This window comes from Candidatus Chryseobacterium colombiense (assembly GCA_029203185.1).
In the GTDB taxonomy this organism is placed as follows: domain Bacteria; phylum Bacteroidota; class Bacteroidia; order Flavobacteriales; family Weeksellaceae; genus Chryseobacterium; species Chryseobacterium colombiense.
On sequence record CP119310.1, the window covers coordinates 3,088,112 to 3,105,402 of the forward strand.

The 17,291-nt window shown below is 35.6% G+C and carries 14 protein-coding genes; 7 read left to right on the forward strand and 7 right to left on the reverse strand.

Annotation, left to right across the window (positions count from 1 at the left end; all coding sequences use genetic code 11):
* Window positions 1-34: 34 nt before the first annotated feature.
* Together P0Y62_13960 and P0Y62_13965 are read right to left on the reverse strand one after the other, a co-directional pair.
* Entirely contained in the window at window positions 35-1,144 is a 1,110-nt protein-coding gene (locus P0Y62_13960) for a DNA-processing protein DprA (GenBank protein ID WEK68946.1), read from the reverse strand.
* A 37-nt stretch (window positions 1,145-1,181) separates the two neighbouring features.
* The gene (locus tag P0Y62_13965) at window positions 1,182-1,949 is read right to left on the reverse strand and encodes a rhomboid family intramembrane serine protease (protein ID WEK68947.1); all 768 of its coding nucleotides are present in this window, start codon (window positions 1,947-1,949) and stop codon (window positions 1,182-1,184) included.
* Window positions 1,950-2,166: 217 nt separating this feature from the next.
* On the opposite strand from P0Y62_13965, the gene P0Y62_13970 reads away from it, so the two are divergent.
* The gene (locus P0Y62_13970) at window positions 2,167-3,099 is read left to right on the forward strand and encodes a DUF3078 domain-containing protein (GenBank protein ID WEK68948.1); all 933 of its coding nucleotides are present in this window, start codon (window positions 2,167-2,169) and stop codon (window positions 3,097-3,099) included.
* Between the two features lie 61 nt (window positions 3,100-3,160).
* Here P0Y62_13970 and P0Y62_13975 read toward each other — a convergent pair whose 3' ends face one another.
* The 4 genes from P0Y62_13975 to P0Y62_13990 all read right to left on the reverse strand — a co-directional run bounded on the left by P0Y62_13975 (window position 3,161) and on the right by P0Y62_13990 (window position 7,674).
* Window positions 3,161-3,814 carry a 50S ribosomal protein L25/general stress protein Ctc gene (locus P0Y62_13975; GenBank protein WEK68949.1) on the reverse strand — a complete coding sequence of 218 codons (654 nt, stop codon included), beginning with the start codon at window positions 3,812-3,814 and terminating at the stop codon, window positions 3,161-3,163.
* Window positions 3,815-3,869: 55 nt separating this feature from the next.
* Window positions 3,870-4,808, reverse strand: coding sequence for a ribose-phosphate pyrophosphokinase (locus P0Y62_13980; protein ID WEK68950.1), 939 nt, complete (start codon window positions 4,806-4,808; stop codon window positions 3,870-3,872).
* Between the two features lie 84 nt (window positions 4,809-4,892).
* Entirely contained in the window at window positions 4,893-6,425 is a 1,533-nt protein-coding gene (locus P0Y62_13985; protein WEK68951.1) for a G-D-S-L family lipolytic protein, read from the reverse strand.
* Between the two features lie 10 nt (window positions 6,426-6,435).
* A complete protein-coding gene (locus P0Y62_13990) occupies window positions 6,436-7,674 on the reverse strand; it encodes an outer membrane protein transport protein (protein WEK68952.1) in 1,239 nt (412 codons plus the stop codon).
* A gap of 276 nt (window positions 7,675-7,950) precedes the next feature.
* Between P0Y62_13990 and ricT the strand changes: the two genes are divergently transcribed.
* From ricT to P0Y62_14015, 5 genes are all read left to right on the forward strand, one after another.
* Window positions 7,951-9,354 (forward strand): regulatory iron-sulfur-containing complex subunit RicT, encoded by a 1,404-nt coding sequence (gene ricT / locus P0Y62_13995; GenBank protein ID WEK68953.1) that lies wholly within the window; start codon window positions 7,951-7,953, stop codon window positions 9,352-9,354.
* Window positions 9,347-9,808, forward strand: coding sequence for a gliding motility lipoprotein GldH (locus P0Y62_14000; protein WEK68954.1), 462 nt, complete (start codon window positions 9,347-9,349; stop codon window positions 9,806-9,808). The genes ricT and P0Y62_14000 overlap by 8 nt, the downstream gene beginning before the upstream one ends.
* Before the next feature lie 6 nt (window positions 9,809-9,814).
* Window positions 9,815-12,196 carry a transglycosylase domain-containing protein gene (locus P0Y62_14005; protein ID WEK68955.1) on the forward strand — a complete coding sequence of 794 codons (2,382 nt, stop codon included), beginning with the start codon at window positions 9,815-9,817 and terminating at the stop codon, window positions 12,194-12,196.
* Between the two features lie 61 nt (window positions 12,197-12,257).
* Window positions 12,258-13,799: a YdiU family protein gene (locus tag P0Y62_14010; GenBank protein WEK68956.1), complete on the forward strand. Its 1,542-nt coding sequence runs from the start codon at window positions 12,258-12,260 to the stop codon at window positions 13,797-13,799.
* Window positions 13,800-13,887: 88 nt separating this feature from the next.
* Complete coding sequence (locus tag P0Y62_14015) at window positions 13,888-15,162, forward strand: DUF6080 domain-containing protein (GenBank protein WEK68957.1); 1,275 nt, start codon at window positions 13,888-13,890, stop codon at window positions 15,160-15,162.
* A 45-nt stretch (window positions 15,163-15,207) separates the two neighbouring features.
* Here the strand turns inward: P0Y62_14015 and P0Y62_14020 are convergent, their stop codons facing one another.
* Window positions 15,208-15,744: an SPOR domain-containing protein gene (locus P0Y62_14020; protein ID WEK68958.1), complete on the reverse strand. Its 537-nt coding sequence runs from the start codon at window positions 15,742-15,744 to the stop codon at window positions 15,208-15,210.
* A 185-nt stretch (window positions 15,745-15,929) separates the two neighbouring features.
* Between P0Y62_14020 and P0Y62_14025 the strand changes: the two genes are divergently transcribed.
* Complete coding sequence (locus P0Y62_14025) at window positions 15,930-17,291, forward strand: c-type cytochrome (protein ID WEK68959.1); 1,362 nt, start codon at window positions 15,930-15,932, stop codon at window positions 17,289-17,291.

Below are 17,291 nucleotides of genomic sequence, written 5' to 3' on the forward strand. Positions count from 1 at the left end.
CTGAAATAATGCAATATTAAGAAATCATTAAATCTTAAATAGGTATAAATTGTCTCCCGGAAAGTGATTTTATTTTCCCTAAAAGTTCTAACTCCAAAATAGTTGCTAAAATTTTATGACTGGGCATATTTATTTTGTCGGCTAAATCATCCAGAGAAATTTGTGGATGAGAGCTAATTGTTTTATAGATTGATTCTTGATTTTCAGTGAGTTGTATGGCTGTTTCTGCGTGAGGGAATAGTTCTTCTATTTTTTCTTTAGGGTGATTAAAACCTATTTGATTGATCAAATCCTGAACGGTAGATATGGCAACGGCTTTATTCTGAAAAATAAGATGATTACACCCTTGACTGAATTTATCAGTGATTTTTCCAGGAAGTGCAAAAACATCCCTGTTATAATTATTGGCGAAAGTTGCTGTACTCATAGAACCTCCTCCGAATGCGGTTTCCACTACAATTGTTGAAGGAGATATTCCTGCAATAATGCGGTTTCTCTGGATAAAATTTTCTCTGTCAGGTTTCCTTGAAGAATTGAATTCAGTAAAAAGAGCCCCGTTTTCCGATAGTATCTTTTCAGACAGGTTTTTGTGACTGGAAGGATATAGGGTGTGAAAACCATGAGCGAGCACCGCTGCAGTCGGAATTTTTTGACGGATGGATTCTACATGAACTTCTTTGTCAGTTCCTAATGCTAATCCGCTTACAGAGATGAATTTGTATTTTTTAGAATTTTCAAAAAATGTCTCAATAAAGTTCTTTCCGTAAGAAGTGACTTTACGTGTTCCTACAATACTTACAGGATGCAGATTCGGATTGATTTTCCCTTTTTGATACAATATTGAAGGAGCATTTTCACATTCTTTTAATAAAAAAGGGAGCTGATCAAGGTGGCGAAGATTGATTTGGATATTATTGTTTTCGCAAAAGGAAATTTCTTTTTCAGCAAATTTTAGATGTTTCTTATCTCCAATATCGGCGATTGTTTTTCTCCCGATTCCATGTATTTTCTGAAGTTCTTTTGTGGAAGTTTTCCATACGTTGGCTGCGCTCCCAAAAGCTCGGATGAGTTTATGAAAATTAATATCACCGATATTAGAGCATTCTCTAAGGGCGATAGAAAAAAGATTTTCTTCCGTATACATTTGTGTGTTATTTTATTCAAATGTAACGAAATATGAGCTATTTTTTTCTTAATTCTTCTAAATGTTCCCAGATATCGTCATTTTTTTTGTAGGGCAAATCTAAAAAATCTTCAGGATGATTTTCTTTATATTCTTGCCAAAGCTTATCATCTTTTTCATTGTAATAATTAGGGAATTCCCAGATGTATTTCTTTTTTTTGTCACCTACTTGTTTAAAAGTGTAAGCAAGTATCACTCCTACAATAGCACCGGAAAGGTGCGCCTGCCATGAGATTTTACTGGGCTCCTGTAGATTGTAAAATAATTCTTCAGGAATCATTCCCCAAATTAAACTTCCGTAGTACAGAACCACAAGCAGGGAAATGGTAAGCAGTTTCATGTTCCACTTAAATATGCCGCTGAAAAACAGAAAGAATGCTAAAACATACACAACTCCGCTGGCTCCGATCGTGCATGTATAAGTATATTCTCCGGTTAAAATATCAATGGGGGGTAATAACCAAAGAAGTAAACCGGTGGAAATCCATCCTAAAAAGAATACTTTATTGGCAACCAAAGGATAAAACTGATATAATAAAAACATTAATATAGCAATAGGAATAGAATTCCCAATAATATGGTCAAGGTTTCCATGAAGCAAAGGAGAGGTGATAATTCCGACAAGCCCTTCCGGAAGAAGCGGAATGATTGCTCCCGTACAATTGGAGAAAAAGCCCATAGTTTGTAAAAGAAAGCCCAACCACATTGCGGATAGCATAAGTAGGGGATTTATTATTGCTTTTTTGTGAATGATATTCTTTAACATACTCAATGACTCTCAAATAAAAAGCCATTAATAAATTTCGGAAATTTTGTCGAAAAATTTTGTTTATCTTTTTTTATTTTGACAAAAGAGACTGGTTTTTTATTTTTATAAAATATTTTGTCATTCATTTGTTTAAATAACAATAAGTAAAAGAGATATGCTGAAGGTAAAAGGTATTTCTTTTGCTATTGTAATGCGGATAGAAATTTTGTTTAGTATGAGAAGAATTTTAGCAGGGATTTCAGTTTTGGTTGGAGTAACTGTCGCAGCACAGGAAATAAAAGATGTAAAGGAAAATGTGCCGGTTGTGGACACTGTAAAAGCATGGTCGGTTCAAGGGCAGAATACCTTAATGCTGAATCAGGCTGCTTTTTCAAACTGGGTAGGTGGAGGAGCCAATAATGTAGGTTGGCTAGCTGGAGCAAACTATAATATTACCTATGAAAAAGATAAAGTACTATGGGAAAATCTTATTATTTTAGGATTTGGACAAAATAATACAAAAGGAATAGGGACAAGAAAGACACAGGATGTTGTAAATATTTCTACCAATTTTGGGAAGGAATTTGCAGAACACTGGTATTTTTCCGGTGGGGCAAGTTTGCAGACTCAGTTTGCTTCTGGCTATGAAGACGGGAATAATCCTTCAGCTGCCAAAATTTCAAGTTTTATGGCTCCGGGATATATAAACTTAGGAGCAGGTATTACCTATAGGCCCAATGATAATCTTACGGTGACACTTCGGCCTACGAATGCGAGATGGACACTGGTTTTAGATCCTGATCTGCAATATGCAGGTACTTATGGGTTGAAAAATGATGGAGATTCATCTCTGTTTCAGTTTGGTTTCCTGGGTTCAGCGGTTTATAAATTGAAGGTTATGGAAAATGTGAATTTAGTAAGTACGGGTTCTGTTTTTTCAAACTATCTGGATCATCCTACGAGGCTTGTTCTTTCCTATAACGGTGTGCTGGGTATGAAGATCAATAAATATATTTCAGCAAATATCACATTGGATTTACTGTATGATCATAATCAGATTCAAAAAACACAGCTAAAACAGACTCTGGGTATTGGTTTTGCCTATAATCTTGAAAGAGGGAAAAAACGTTCAGATAGAAAAGATAACCGTGCCTGGAGAGGGAATTAAAGTTATAAAATAAAAAAACCTGTCATAAAGACAGGTTTTATATTTTGCGTAATAAGAATTCTTATTCTGCAGATTTTTCTTCTGTTGTTGGAACGTCAGGAGATTGAGTTGCAACTTCTTCTGCTTCCTCTTCATCTTCGTCATCCATAGCTGCTGCACCACCTTTCATTGCATTTCTAGACATCTTAACAGCTACAACCACTGCATTATCTGGATGCATGAAAGAATATCCTTCAGGCTTAAGACCTCCTACATAGATTTTGTTACCAATTCTTAGAGGAGTAACATCTACAACGATCTCATCAGGTAAGTTTGCAGGAATAGCTTTTACTTTCAATTTTCTGAAAGACTGACGTAAAACACCACCAGCTACAACACCTTTTGAACGTCCAGTAATTCTTACAGGAACTTCCATGATAACTGGTTTGTCATCAGCTAGTTGATAGAAGTCAGCGTGAAGAATTTTGTCAGTAATTGGGTGGAACTGAATATCCTGAAGAACTGCAGGGATTACCTGTCCGTCAATTTCAATAGATACCGTGTGTGCTTCAGGAGTATAAACCAAACCTTTGAAAGCTTTCTCTTCAGCAGAGAAGTTTAAAGGTGCTGTTCCTCCATAAACAACACAAGGAACTAATTCAGCATCACGTAAAGCTTTTGTAGACTTTTTGCCCACGCTTTCTCTTTTTGTACCTTGAATTGTAATAGATTTCATTTATAAAAATTTAAAAAATTGTTTCTTTTTTGATTTGCAAATGTCTGATTGTTAATTAAATAACAAACTTGCTGCTAATTGATTGGTGTTCGTGAACCATCTTCATAACGTCTGCAAATAATGGGGCGCAAGATAGCACTTTTATTTTAGATGACAAATTATTTTTCACAGGAATTGAGTCAGTTACAATCACTTCCAATAATTTTGAGTTTTCAATATTATCATAAGCTTTTCCTGAAAGAACTCCGTGAGTAGCCATTGCTCTTACGGATTTTGCTCCTTTTTCGATAAGGATATCTGCCGCTTTGCAAAGTGTTCCCGCGGTGTCAATCATATCATCGATAAGAATAACATTTTTTCCTTCTACATCTCCGATAAGGAACATTTCTTCTACAACATTTGCCTTTTTTCTTTCTTTGTAGGCAATTACTACTTCAGCACCTAGATGTCCGGCATAGTTTTTTGCTCTTTTTGCACCTCCCATATCCGGAGAAGCAATAGTAAGATTTTCTAAATTCAGGTCTCTGATATAATCTACGAAAATTGTAGAGGCATATAAGTGATCTACCGGAATTTCGAAGAATCCTTGAATCTGATCTGCGTGAAGATCCATTGTCATTACTCTTGTTGCTCCTGCAGCGGTTAAAAGATTAGCTACCAATTTTGCACCGATAGGAGCTCTTGGTTTGTCTTTTCTGTCCTGTCTTGCAAGTCCGAAGTAAGGAAGTACTACAGTAATGCTCTTAGCAGAAGCTCTTTTCGCAGCGTCAATCATTAAAAGAAGTTCTAAAAGATTGTCTGCTGGAGGGAATGTAGATCCAATTAAGAAAACTCTTCCTCCTCTTACAGATTCATCCAAAACAGGCTCAAATTCCCCGTCGCTGAACTCCTGAAAGTTGATTTTTCCTAATTCCTGCCCATAATGTTGGGCAATTTTTTCTGCCAAGTCCTTACTCGTCCTTGTACAAAATAGATAACTTAACTGATCGGCCATTTTTACTTTTTAAAGATTTTGCAAATTTAAAAAAAAACCACAAGATTTACTCCTGTGGCTTCTAAGTTTTTATTTTACCAATTATTATGGGAATGTTACCCCCGAATATTTGTTTGGATCTACCTGTGGAAGAGTAGATTTGTATTTGGTATTAATCGCTTTAATGAATTCATTAGCAACGATCGCATATCCTCTACCTGTAAGGTGAACTCCGTCTAATGAGAAAGTTCCTCCGGTCACAAATTTTGCAGAATATTTTACACCATCCCAAGAAATTCCTGATTGACCGTTTAGTTCTACCATTTTCTTGTTAGCGTCAACAAATGCTAATCCGTAAGAATCTGCCAATGTCTTGATTGAAGCATTATAAGCGTCAACAGCTGTTTTTACTGCAGCGGTCTCTGTTTTTGTTAAAACATGCTGATTTTGTAAAGGATAGGAAATTCCATAAACATTCACCGGAGATGGTGCTCCTGGAGCAGTTGTTCCAATGACTGATCTTGTCGTAAGAAGAATATAATCCTCTGAGGTTGTTTGTCTCGCTTGTCCAAAGATTTGTCCGAATGCAGCTGCATTTACGGGTCCTAAAGAAGGAGTTAAAGCTGCTGTAAGCTGTGCAGATAAATTTGCAAGAGAAGTATCTTTAATTAAAACAGGATTTGAAGATGTACTAGACAGTAAGTTGATTCTGTCTCCTGCTCCTAAAGCTGTAAGTGCTTGCTTCAAAGGTCCATATAAACTGGTGTTAAGTGTTGTAAGATTTGATCCTAAAGAAGCTGGCGTCAAAGGATTGTAAGGAACAGTAGTAAAGAAAGGAATTGAAGTTACATAAGGAATGTTAGCAATAACACCTTTTGTTGCTCCTCCTGCCTTTAGTTTATCCAACCCTGCTTTGATAGCTCCTGCTACTACATTGGGATCAGAAATATCATTCGCTCCGTAAGTTGCAGGATTAAGATTTCCTGTTTGGTTGGTTCCGTTCCCACCACTTGTTGCATAGCTTAACACATCATTGTTTCCGATCCAGTAAGAAAAGAATGTAGGATGTTTTAATACGGCATCATCAATAACCGTAGAGGTAGTACTTGTAGAAAATCTTACATAATAAGGATTTGCTGTTCCCAATAGGATTCCTGATGGATTTCCATATCCCGGAGCTACCAGATGGTATGATTTTGCGCCGGGAACACCAAAGTTGTTCAGTGGACCTGTAATTTTGGTTAATACATCAGTTGTTGGCGTTGCAGCAACATTTACAATGTCCGGAGATCCGTTTGTAAATGATTTGATGTATAGTTTTGTTGCCTGAATGGTGTTTCCTAACAATAGTAAACCTCCATTGTTGTCTGCCATTAATGGTTGTACGAAATTTCCTCCCCCTGCAAGTTTCATTTGACCAGCGATAATATTCGGGTAAGATTCGTTTTGACCGTCAATATATAAGGCATTATCTCTATATCCTGATGTTAGTGAATTTCCGATAGAAATATAGTTTGAAAAGTCTGCTTCCCCTTTACTTACAACAATATCTTTTACATCTGTGTCAAAATTATCCTGGCATCCTGTTGTAAAAAGAAGTGCAGAAATAGCGAATGTAGAAATTATAATTTTTTTCATAGTCTTTCAATTAAAATGGGTTGTAAGATAAACCTAGACCTAAATAGAATGCGGTGGCTTTAGCCTGTCCGTAGAATCCAAGATTAGCATTGTTTACATCTCTTGATTGTGGCATTGCATAACCTCCTGCGACATCAATTCCGAATTGTTTTAATTTGAAACCAACTCCTCCTGTTACAACATAAGTGTTGAAAGAAGGTGTTTCCGGAATGAAATGATCGTCAGAATATGGAGATTCATCATAATATGCTCCTAAGCGGCCATAGATCATATTGGTGAAAGCGTACTGAGTTCCCAATCTGAATGTTTTGGAATTTCTAAAGTTTTTAGGAGAAACTGAAACGGTTGGGTCAGCCTGATTTCCGATTGGTGCTGTTGCAAAATCCAATGTCAGCTGGCTGTATCTTTCCCATCCGTGGTAATTGAAATCAGCAGAAACTAACCATTTTGGAGTTATTTTATAAGTTAAACCTATTGTATATTCTTCAACTAAAGGCAAAGTTGCGGTGAAACCATCTGTTCTTTTTGCTGCATCCAAACCTAGTAAAGGATAGATAGAAGCTGATGGGAAGTTAAAGGTTGCTGTTCCGTGTTTCGCTTTCATGTCAACAGGGGAACGGTACGCAATACTTACATCCAATTTTGGATCAGGTCTGAAGTAGAATCCAAATCCGAAACCGTGCCCGCTTGCTTTTTCATCCTTAATATTAATTTGCCCGCCAAATTGTGTAATGGCTTTATCCCAGTTTACTTGTCCTCTTGCATAAATGTAGCTTGCTCCAAAAGCTAACCAATCATTGAATTTATATGAAACCATGGGTTGGAAATAGAAACTTTTCAGTTCAAGTTTCTGAACCATTTCTTTTCCCTCCCAGTCATTGGGCCATTCTATAGTACTTCCAAAAGGAGTGGTGAAACTAAAACCTACAGATAGTTTTTCAATTGGCTTGTAAGTGATAGCAGCATAAAGGGGTGTTCCCATTGGGTTGTCCGTTTGTGTGCTTTGTAATGTATTCAGATTTTGAAAAGTCACTTTGTTGCTTGCTCCAAATGCTCCGGCAACTATACTTAGTTTTGAAGGGATGAAAGACATTCCTGCAGGATTGAAAAATGCAACACTTGCATCTTCAGCATGAGCACTTGTGTGTGCCATGGCCAATTGTTTTACCCCTTGCAAAGAAACTCTAAAACCTCCTGCATAGGATAGAACACCTGCCAATAAAGCGGTTGATACTAATATTTTTTTCATAGACTATTATTATATAACCCAAATATAAAATTATTTTAGTTACGACTGTTAATATTTCTTAATTATTTAAACAATATGCCAAAAGAAAACTATGTTTAAAATAATATGTGTTGCTTAGGGATATGCAATCTTTTGCTTTTTAGTACTTTGTGTGCAATTTTGTTTTTAATATTAAATTAAGTTTAAAATTAAACAAATACTGTTTTTAATATTTACTATTTTTAGAATCGGATAAAAATAAAAATCTATAAATTTGCAAGAATAAATAATTGTTATATGAGTTGTGGATGTAAAACATCCGGCGATTCTGCGCATTCGTGTGGTCCTAAAAAAACAGCGAATGGTTGTGAAAATGTAAATACCTGTGGTAATAGTTATAAATTAAGTGTTTTCGATTGGTTATCTAACATACAAAATCCCGTATCTAATAGGTGTGATTTTGTTGAAGTTAGATTTAAAAATGATAGAAAATCGTTTTATAAAAATGTAAATAATATTCCTTTACATATAGGTAGCGTTGTAACAGTAGAATCTAGTCCCGGACATGATATAGGTGTAGTAAGTCTCACCGGAGAATTGGTGAAGATTCAGATGAAAAAGAAAAAAGTTTCTGAAGAATCTGCACTTAAAATATACAGGCAGTCAAACCAAAAAGATATTGAAGTTTGGCAGGAAGTAAGAAAAAAAGAAGATAGTGTAAAGATAGAAGCAAGGAAGATTGCTCAAAGACTGGGACTTGAAATGAAAGTCACAGATGTTGAGTATCAGGGAGATGCATCGAAGGTTACGTTCTATTATACGGCTGACAATAGGATTGATTTTAGACAGCTGATCAAAGATTATGCAGGTGCTTTCAGAACTAAAATTGATATGAAGCAGATTGGCTTCAGACAGGAAGCTGCAAAAGTAGGCGGAATTGGCTCATGCGGAAGAGAATTGTGCTGTTCAACCTGGCTTACTGATTTCAGATCGGTCAATACAAATGTTGCCAGATATCAGCAGCTTAGTATTAATCCTCAAAAATTAGCAGGACAGTGCGGAAAGCTGAAGTGTTGTCTTAACTATGAATTGGACAGCTATCTTGATGCATTAAGTAATTTCCCGTCGTCATCTACAACATTAGATACAGAAAAAGGAAGAGCGTTTTGTATTAAAATCGACGTTTTCAAAAAGAAAATGTGGTTTGCTTATGTTGAAAATTCTATGGCATGGTATGATTTTGATATCGATCTGGTAAAAAAATTAATCTCTAAAAATAAAAGAGGTGAAAAGACATTGCCGCTTGAAGATCTGAAAGAGCCTGAAACTTCAATAAAGAGCATTGATTTGATTCAGGAAAATAATGTAGATCGATTCGAGAAAAAAAATAAAGGGAACAACAGGCATAAAAACCAGAACCGATCCAACAATAATAATCAAAACAATCAGAATCAGCAAGGACAACAAGGTCAGAAAAGACCGAGTAATAAGCCTGAAAGACAAGATCGTGATCGTTCTGAAAAATCTGAAAGGCCGCAAAATTCTAATGCGAACAATCAACCAAGACCGCAAAAGAATCAGCAGCCAAAACCCCAGTTGGAAAAAGTAGCAGCACCAAATGCTGATGCAGAGAAAAAGCCAAACCCGAATAAGAAAAAGTTCAAAAAGAAATTTCCTCCCAAAAAAGATAACAATGCGTAAAATTTTAGGATTATTAGCTTTTATTTTTCTGTTGAGTTGTAATTCTTCGGGAGAAGATGTTATCATGAATTCCGTCAATAATAAATGGGGTAAGAAGCAGGAGCAGAAATTTAATCTGGAAATTTCAGATCCGCAAAATCCTAAAAATATTATTTTTGTGGTAAGGAATAATAATGAATATCCTTACAGCAATATTAGATTTATTGTGAATTTCACCAATCTTCAAAACAAGAAAAAAGACGTGGATACGTTAAATTATGTACTGGCAAAACCCAATGGAGAATGGCTTGGTACAGGTTTTGGTGATACGAAGGAAACTTTTTTCCAATATAAACTCAACTATAAGTTTCCGGAAAAAGGTAAATATGAAATAGGAGTAATTCAGGCTATGAGAAATGATAACCTCCCTGGAATAGAAGATCTTGGAGTGAAAATAGAAACGGCTAAACCGTAACCATACATGGAAGAAAATAAACAAAATAATGGAAGTAAAGGAAAAACATTTCCTCTTCCACCTAAAAAAAAGAAAGACACCGCTTGGAAAAAGTGGGTGAAAGTAATCTGGATAGGATTTATTGTCGTTGTTTTAGGAATATCAGGACTTTTCTTTGCTGTATCTCAAGGCTTTTTGGGAGAAATGCCGGATGTAAAAGAGCTTGAAAATCCTAACATCTATGTAGCATCTGAAATTATTTCTTCAGACGGAGTTGTTTTAGGTAAATTTGAAAAAGAAAAAACACAGCCGGTTATTTATAAAGATCTTCCTCTGTATCTTGTTTATGCATTACAGGCAAAAGAAGATGAGCGTTTTAAAGAACATTCCGGAATTGATTTACAATCTATTGCAAGAGCAATAGTATATGGTGGTTCAAGAGGAGGGGGTTCTACGATTACTCAACAGCTTGCAAAGCTTCTTTTCACAGGAAATGCTTCTCAAAATAAATTTGAAAGAGCTTTTCAGAAGCTAAAAGAATGGGTAGTTGCAGTAAGTCTGGAGAAAAGATATACTAAAGAAGAAATTATTACTCAGTATTTTAATAAGTTTGATTTCTTATTTAATGCCAATGGAATTGAAATGGCTTCAAAAGTTTATTTCAATAAAAAGACTTCTGAACTTACACTTCCGGAAGCGGCAACTTTCGTAGCGATGCTTGAAAATCCGAGGAAAAATAATCCTTATAGAAATCCTGAGCAAGCAAAAGAAAGAAGAAATGTGGTTTTGGAGCAAATGCAAAAAACAGGTTACATTGATATGGCAACCTATGAAAAAGCAAAAGAAACTCCAATTACAGTTGATTTCCATCCTATCAAAGATATTACGGAAGGATACTCTGCTTACTACAAGCATTATCTTAGAAAAGAGATCAATCAATATCTTGACGATTACGAAAAAGAGACAGGCAAAAAACTTAATCTTTTCAGAGATGGTCTAAAAATATATGTTACTCTTGATTCTAAAATGCAGAAATATGCTGAGGAATCAATTAGAGAACATTTAACGGATCTTCAGAAAAGATTTGATGCCGAACAAAGAGGAAGAAAAGACAGACCTTTCTACTATCTTAACAGTACACAAATTAATGATCTGATGGTTCAGGCGATGAAGAGAACCGGAAGGTATAAACTGTTGAAAGAAGATGGTCTTTCTGATGAAGCCATCATTGCAGAATTTAAAAAGCCGGTTAAAACATCCCGTTTTACCTGGGCCGGAGAAGAAGAGGTGGAAATGTCTCCTTGGGATTCTATCAAATGGCATAAACAGATTGCGCAGGCAGGTTTAATGTCTGTAGTTCCGGGAACCGGAGAAATTAAAGCTTGGGTAGGAGGTATTGACTGGCAGCATTTCCAGTATGACCATATTAAACAAGGTAAAAGACAGGTAGGATCTACATTTAAGCCTTTCGTATACGCGACTGCAATTATGAAATTAGGTTTAACGCCATGTTCTACGATTTCTAATGCAAGCTTCGACAAAGGAAGTTATCACGTTCCTGGAAGAGGGGGAATGCTTACCTTAAAAGATGCTTTGGCATTTTCTCAAAACCCGGTTGCACTACGTTTGGCAGAAATGACAGGAACACAAAGTGTGATACAAACAGCGAGGGACTTAGGAGTTACTGAAGAAATATCAACCAGTTTGCCAATGGCATTAGGAGCTTCAGATATTACTATTTATGAAATGGTAGGAGCATACAGTACTTTTGCCAATTACGGAAATTACAATAAGCCGGAAATGATCTGGAGAATAGAAGATGCAAATGGTAGAGTAATCAAAGAAGTAAATGTGGAGCCAAAAGAAGTAATGAATCCTTTGTATGCTTATACAATGATTGAATTGATGAAAGGGGTTGCACAGTATGGTACTGCTTCTGGGGAATTAGGTAGAAAAGGTATTTCGAAGGATGTTGAAATTGCCGGAAAAACAGGAACAACGCAAAATAACTCCGATGGTTGGTTTATGGGGATTACTCCAAAATTAGCGACAGGAGCTTGGGTAGGCTGGGAAGACAGAGCGACGCACTTCTTAGGAACGGGTGAAGGACAGGGAGCAAAAATGGCTTTGCCTATTTGGGCGATCTATATGAAGAAAGTATGGGCAGATAAAAGTTTAGGGATTTCTACTCAGGATAAATTTGTAAAACCTTCAGAATGGAAAGATGGATGTTCCAACCTTAAAGGATTAGGAAGTGGATATGGAGATGATGGAGGATTGCAAACTTTAGATGAAATTAAAAATCCGAAGCCTGCAGAACCTTCTCCTAAAAAGAATTCCGATAAGAAGGATGAGAATGTAAATGACAATCTCAATAAAGGAGACGAAATTGATTTCAATAATAAATAATTTAGATAGAGCCTTCCAGAAATGGGAGGCTTTTTTGTAATCAAATTAATATCTTTGGTATATGAATCTTACTAATATAAAGCAGCCATTTAAAGAGGTTTTTCCAGGAGATTTTTCTGGAAATCCAATGCAGAGAATGACCCCTAAAGTGTTGTTCTCGACAGTTGTTCCAGTCGAATTTAAAAATCCTGAACTTATTGTTTTTAATGAAAAGCTATCCGAAAAAATTGGATTAGGCAGTTATGAAGAAAAAGATCTCGGTTTTTTGGTAGGAAATCATTTACCTGAAAATATTAAACCCTATTCAACTGCTTATGCAGGACATCAGTTTGGGAACTGGGCAGGACAATTAGGAGATGGTAGAGCAATTTATGCAGGAGAAATTGAAAACCAGTTAGGAGAGAAAAACGAGATACAATGGAAAGGAGCCGGAGCAACGCCTTATTCAAGGCATGCGGACGGAAGAGCGGTACTCAGATCTTCTGTTAGAGAATATCTCATGAGTGAGGCAATGTGTCATTTGGGCATTCCTACAACAAGAGCATTAAGTTTAAGCTTTACAGGAGAAAAGGTAGTAAGAGATATTTTATATAGTGGAAATCCTCAGGAAGAAAAAGGAGCGGTGGTTATCAGAACGGCAGAAAGCTTTTTAAGGTTTGGGCACTTCGAATTATTGTCTGCTCAACAGGAATATAAAACATTGCAGGATCTTCTGGATTTTACCATAAAGAATTATTTTCCTGAAATCCAATCTGAAGGAAATCAAAAGTATAAAGACTTTTTTGAAAATGTAGCGAAAAGAACAGCCGATCTTATGGTGGAGTGGTTTAGGGTCGGTTTCGTACATGGGGTAATGAATACCGACAATATGTCAATTCTCGGCCTTACGATAGATTACGGACCATTTTCAATGATGGATGAATATGATCTGAATTTTACATCCAATACGACAGACCTTCCGGGAAAAAGATATGCTTTTGGAAAACAGGGGCAGATTGCTCAATGGAATCTTTGGCAGATGGCCAATGCACTTCATCCAGTTATAAAAGACGAGAAGTTTTTAGAAGATACCCTAAATAAATTCGGAGATTACTTTTGGAAAGGACACGACAATATGTTGTGCAATAAATTTGGATTTGATCAATTATTAGAAAGTGATGAAGAGTTTTTTATCAATTGGCAGGGTTTGATGCAGGAATTTCAACTTGATTATACACTCTTTTTTAATGTGTTGGAAAGAATTGGTGAGAATCCTGATTTGAAAGTTGAATTTGAAAATATCTCATATGTTCCATTAGAAGATGAAGCTTTTTCAAAAATCAGAAATTTTATCAATCAATATGAATTAAGGCTTGAGAAAAATGAAATTTCAAGAGAAGAATCTTTACAATTAATGCAGAAAACCAATCCTAAATTCACCTTGAGAAATTATCTTCTTTATGAATGCATTGAAGAAATTGAAAATGGAAAGACTATTTTGCTTGAAAAATTAATCGGAGCATTAGAAAATCCTTATGAAGAAAAATTTCCTGAATTTTCTGTAAAAAGACCATCGAAATATGATGATGTTTCGGGTTGTTCTATGTTGTCTTGTAGCTCTTAATATTGGAGTAATAGACTTTCATATGTGAATAATTGAAAATAATTATTCATTTCAGGTTGTATTTTTTACTTTTGCAAAAATTTTAGGAGTGTCCATACAATCAAAACTTTACAGTTTTTTTAAAATAGTATTTCCTTCCACTTTTATAGAACTTGGTATTTTCCTTTTCTTTCTGTGTGTCTATGGGATTTTAGGGTCTTATATAGCGGTGAATTATACCGTAATTTTCGATGATAGAATTCCCTGGGATGCTTATTTTAGTTTTGACAACCGCTCTATTGTGATGACGGGAGGGAGCTTTGAGCGTCACCCATTGTCTTACTATTTTTTCAATTGGTTGCGTGAATTCGCTTTTCTTTTTTCTGGTGGAAAGAAAGATGATACTTTTAGATTGGTTTTAGCTTGGATGAGTAATCTGATGGTAAGTTTAAGTATTGTGCAAATCTTTAAATATTTGAAAAATATTATTGAGCTGCCATTAATAATCAATTTTTTACTGATTGCTTTCTTTTCTGTTTTTTCTACAGCGATTCTGCTTTCCTTTACTCCGGAAAACTTTACCTACACGCTGTTTTTATTAATGCTTTTCAATTATTATGCTGCAACAACGCTTAAAAATGACAAAAAGATCTCTCCATTAGCATTGGTTACTGCGGGGGTTACTATCGGAGGACTTACCATTACCAATTTGGTAAAGGTTTTTATTCCTGTGTTTTTTGAAAAAGATTTATTTAAAAGCTGGAAAAAACTTCTGAACGCGTTTATAAGAGGTTTGGTAACGGTAATCTGCTTTGTGTTGCTTTATCTGAACAGAATTGAGTTCAAGTATGAGAATATCTTCTCCAAAACCAGCAGTCAGTATGAAAAATTTTCGAATGCTGAGCCGGCCTCAGTTTGGGATATGATTGTTTCTTTCTTTTTTGGAGGAAATATGCTCTTCCCGGGATTTTTCATCAGAGATAAACATAATATGAAAGGCTTTCATTACAAAGGGTTGTTTATGGACGTGTATTCGTCACCGGTTTCCTATCTGTTTGTCTTTTCAATAATTGGACTTCTTTTGTGGAGTTATTGTAAAAATTTTAAAAATAAATTTGTTCAGATTATTGTCATTTCTTTCGCTATAGATATTATTATCCACTGCTTTATGAGATTTGGGTTACATACGTCCTATATCTACGGAGGCCATTTTGTTTTTGTGTATGTTTTGTTGTTAGGATGGCTTTTTTATGCATATAAATCCTCACCGAAAATGCTATCATTGCTTACTGCAGTTGTGAGTGTATTGTTGGTTTACTTAGGATATAATAACTATTTAAGAATGGAAGAGTTTTTTGACTTTCTGAATAAATTTTATCAATAAAAAAGCTGAGAAAATTCTCAGCTTTTATTTTTTGTATTTCTTTGATTATTTGGCTTCTGCACAGAAAATTCTGTATTGTACAGCAACGGCAGATTTGAAGTATTCCTTTATTTTAGAAAGATCGGAAGCAGCACTTTGTTTACTGAAATAACTTCCTGCCAAAATTTTGTAATTAGGCCGCAATGAAGCATCAGTTTCCACTTTTAGATTCGGAAATCTCTTTCTGAAATAAGTTTTGATTTCGTTGGCTTCATCATTACTTTTTACAGTGGTAATTTGTATTTTGTATCCTAAAATTCTAGGATTTTTTCTGCAGATTTCAGCATTGGTAAGTTCTCTGTTCGGAACCAGAATTTTTGTGGGTCTGGAAGGGGTATCGTCGTCTATAATGTTAGAAGATTTACCGTAAGAAACTTTAGCACATTTATCTTCCAGACTCGTCAATGCATCATTTACTCGGGGGTCCATGCTTATAATAAGCTCTGTGCCGGATAAAGTGTCTTTTTTTACAACCTGTTGTGCATCAATATTATAAAAACTAATCAGGGATAATATCGAAAATAATTTTATCAAATTTTTCATTTAAAAGTTGTTTCAGCAAATTTATACAAATAAAAAATTATACCAAACTGAGTTATTTAGAATCAATACAAATTAAACTGAAATGATATTTTCCCCTTTCTATATGCCGTTAAATTTCTGTTAAATATATTATTTTTGCGGAATTGATTGAATGTTCAATATTTTACTAACATAAGATAATTTAAATGATTAGTTGGAGAAAGCATTATAAACAAACGTTGGTTGCAATAGGCTTATTGTTATCAACCAGTGCTTCAATTTACGGGCAAGACGGCGATCCGAAAAACGGCGAGAAACTTTTCAAAGCGAATTGTACTGCATGTCACGCGCTAGACAAACAAGTTGTAGGTCCACCTTTGAAAGGAGTGGTAGAACGAGTTAAGACAGAAGGCGGCAAAGATACAGCGTGGCTTCACAAGTGGATCAAGAACAACAAGGAAGTCAGAGAATCTGGCGATAAATACGCCAATGAGATTTTTCAAAAATTTAATAAGACTGAGATGCAGCTCTTTCCGAATCTTTCAGATAAGGATATTGATGACATCTTAGCATACACAACTAATCCTCCGGCTCCAGAGCCTGCAGCTGATAAAAAAACAGCAGCGCAAGGGGCGGAAGTAACGGCGGCTCCGGCAAGCAGCACAACAACAAATGTTGTCATCATTTCCCTTTTAGCTATTGCAGCTTTATTAGTTTGGATTTTAGTAAAACTAAGACAGCTTGTGAAACTGGGTCAGTCTGAAGACTTAGCGGGGCTAAACGAAACAAGAGTAAAATCTTTCAGCGAAGTTTATGAAAAATACCACTATGTAGGTAAGGGATTGATCGCAATCCTTGCTTTATTAGCAACTTATGGTGTTTGGAACTGGATTATGTGGATTGGTGTTTACAAAGGATATAAGCCTGAACAACCAATTTACTTCTCTCACAAAATTCACGCAGGAGAACAGAAAATCGACTGTCAGTTATGTCACTCAAGTGCTAAATACGGTAAAGTATCTGAGATTCCTTCTATGAATGTTTGTATGAACTGTCACAAAGCAATCGGTGAATACAACGCAGAACATTACATGGAGCCTGGAAAAGATAAAGCATTCTACGATGGAGAAATCCAGAAAATTTATGCTGCAACAGGTTGGGATCCTGCAAAACAACAATATACAGGAAAAACTCAGCCGGTTGAATGGACAAGAATCCACAACATGCCAGACTTTGTTTACTTTAACCACTCTCAACACGTAGTAGCAGGTGAGCAAGCGATTATTAATTCTTTCAACAAAAAGAATCCAACGAACAAAATTGATGTTGTTTGTAAAGCTTGTCATGGTAAGATCGATACAATGAATGTTGTTCAGATGGCTAATGATTTCACTATGGGATGGTGTATCGAATGTCACAGAACTACAGAGGTTGATATGAACAACGGTTATAATAAAGAATACTTCAAAAATCTACATGACAAATTGAAAAAACAATACCCTAAAGACGGTGGTAAGATTACTGTAGATGCAATTGGAGGTCTTGAGTGTGGTAAATGTCATTATTAA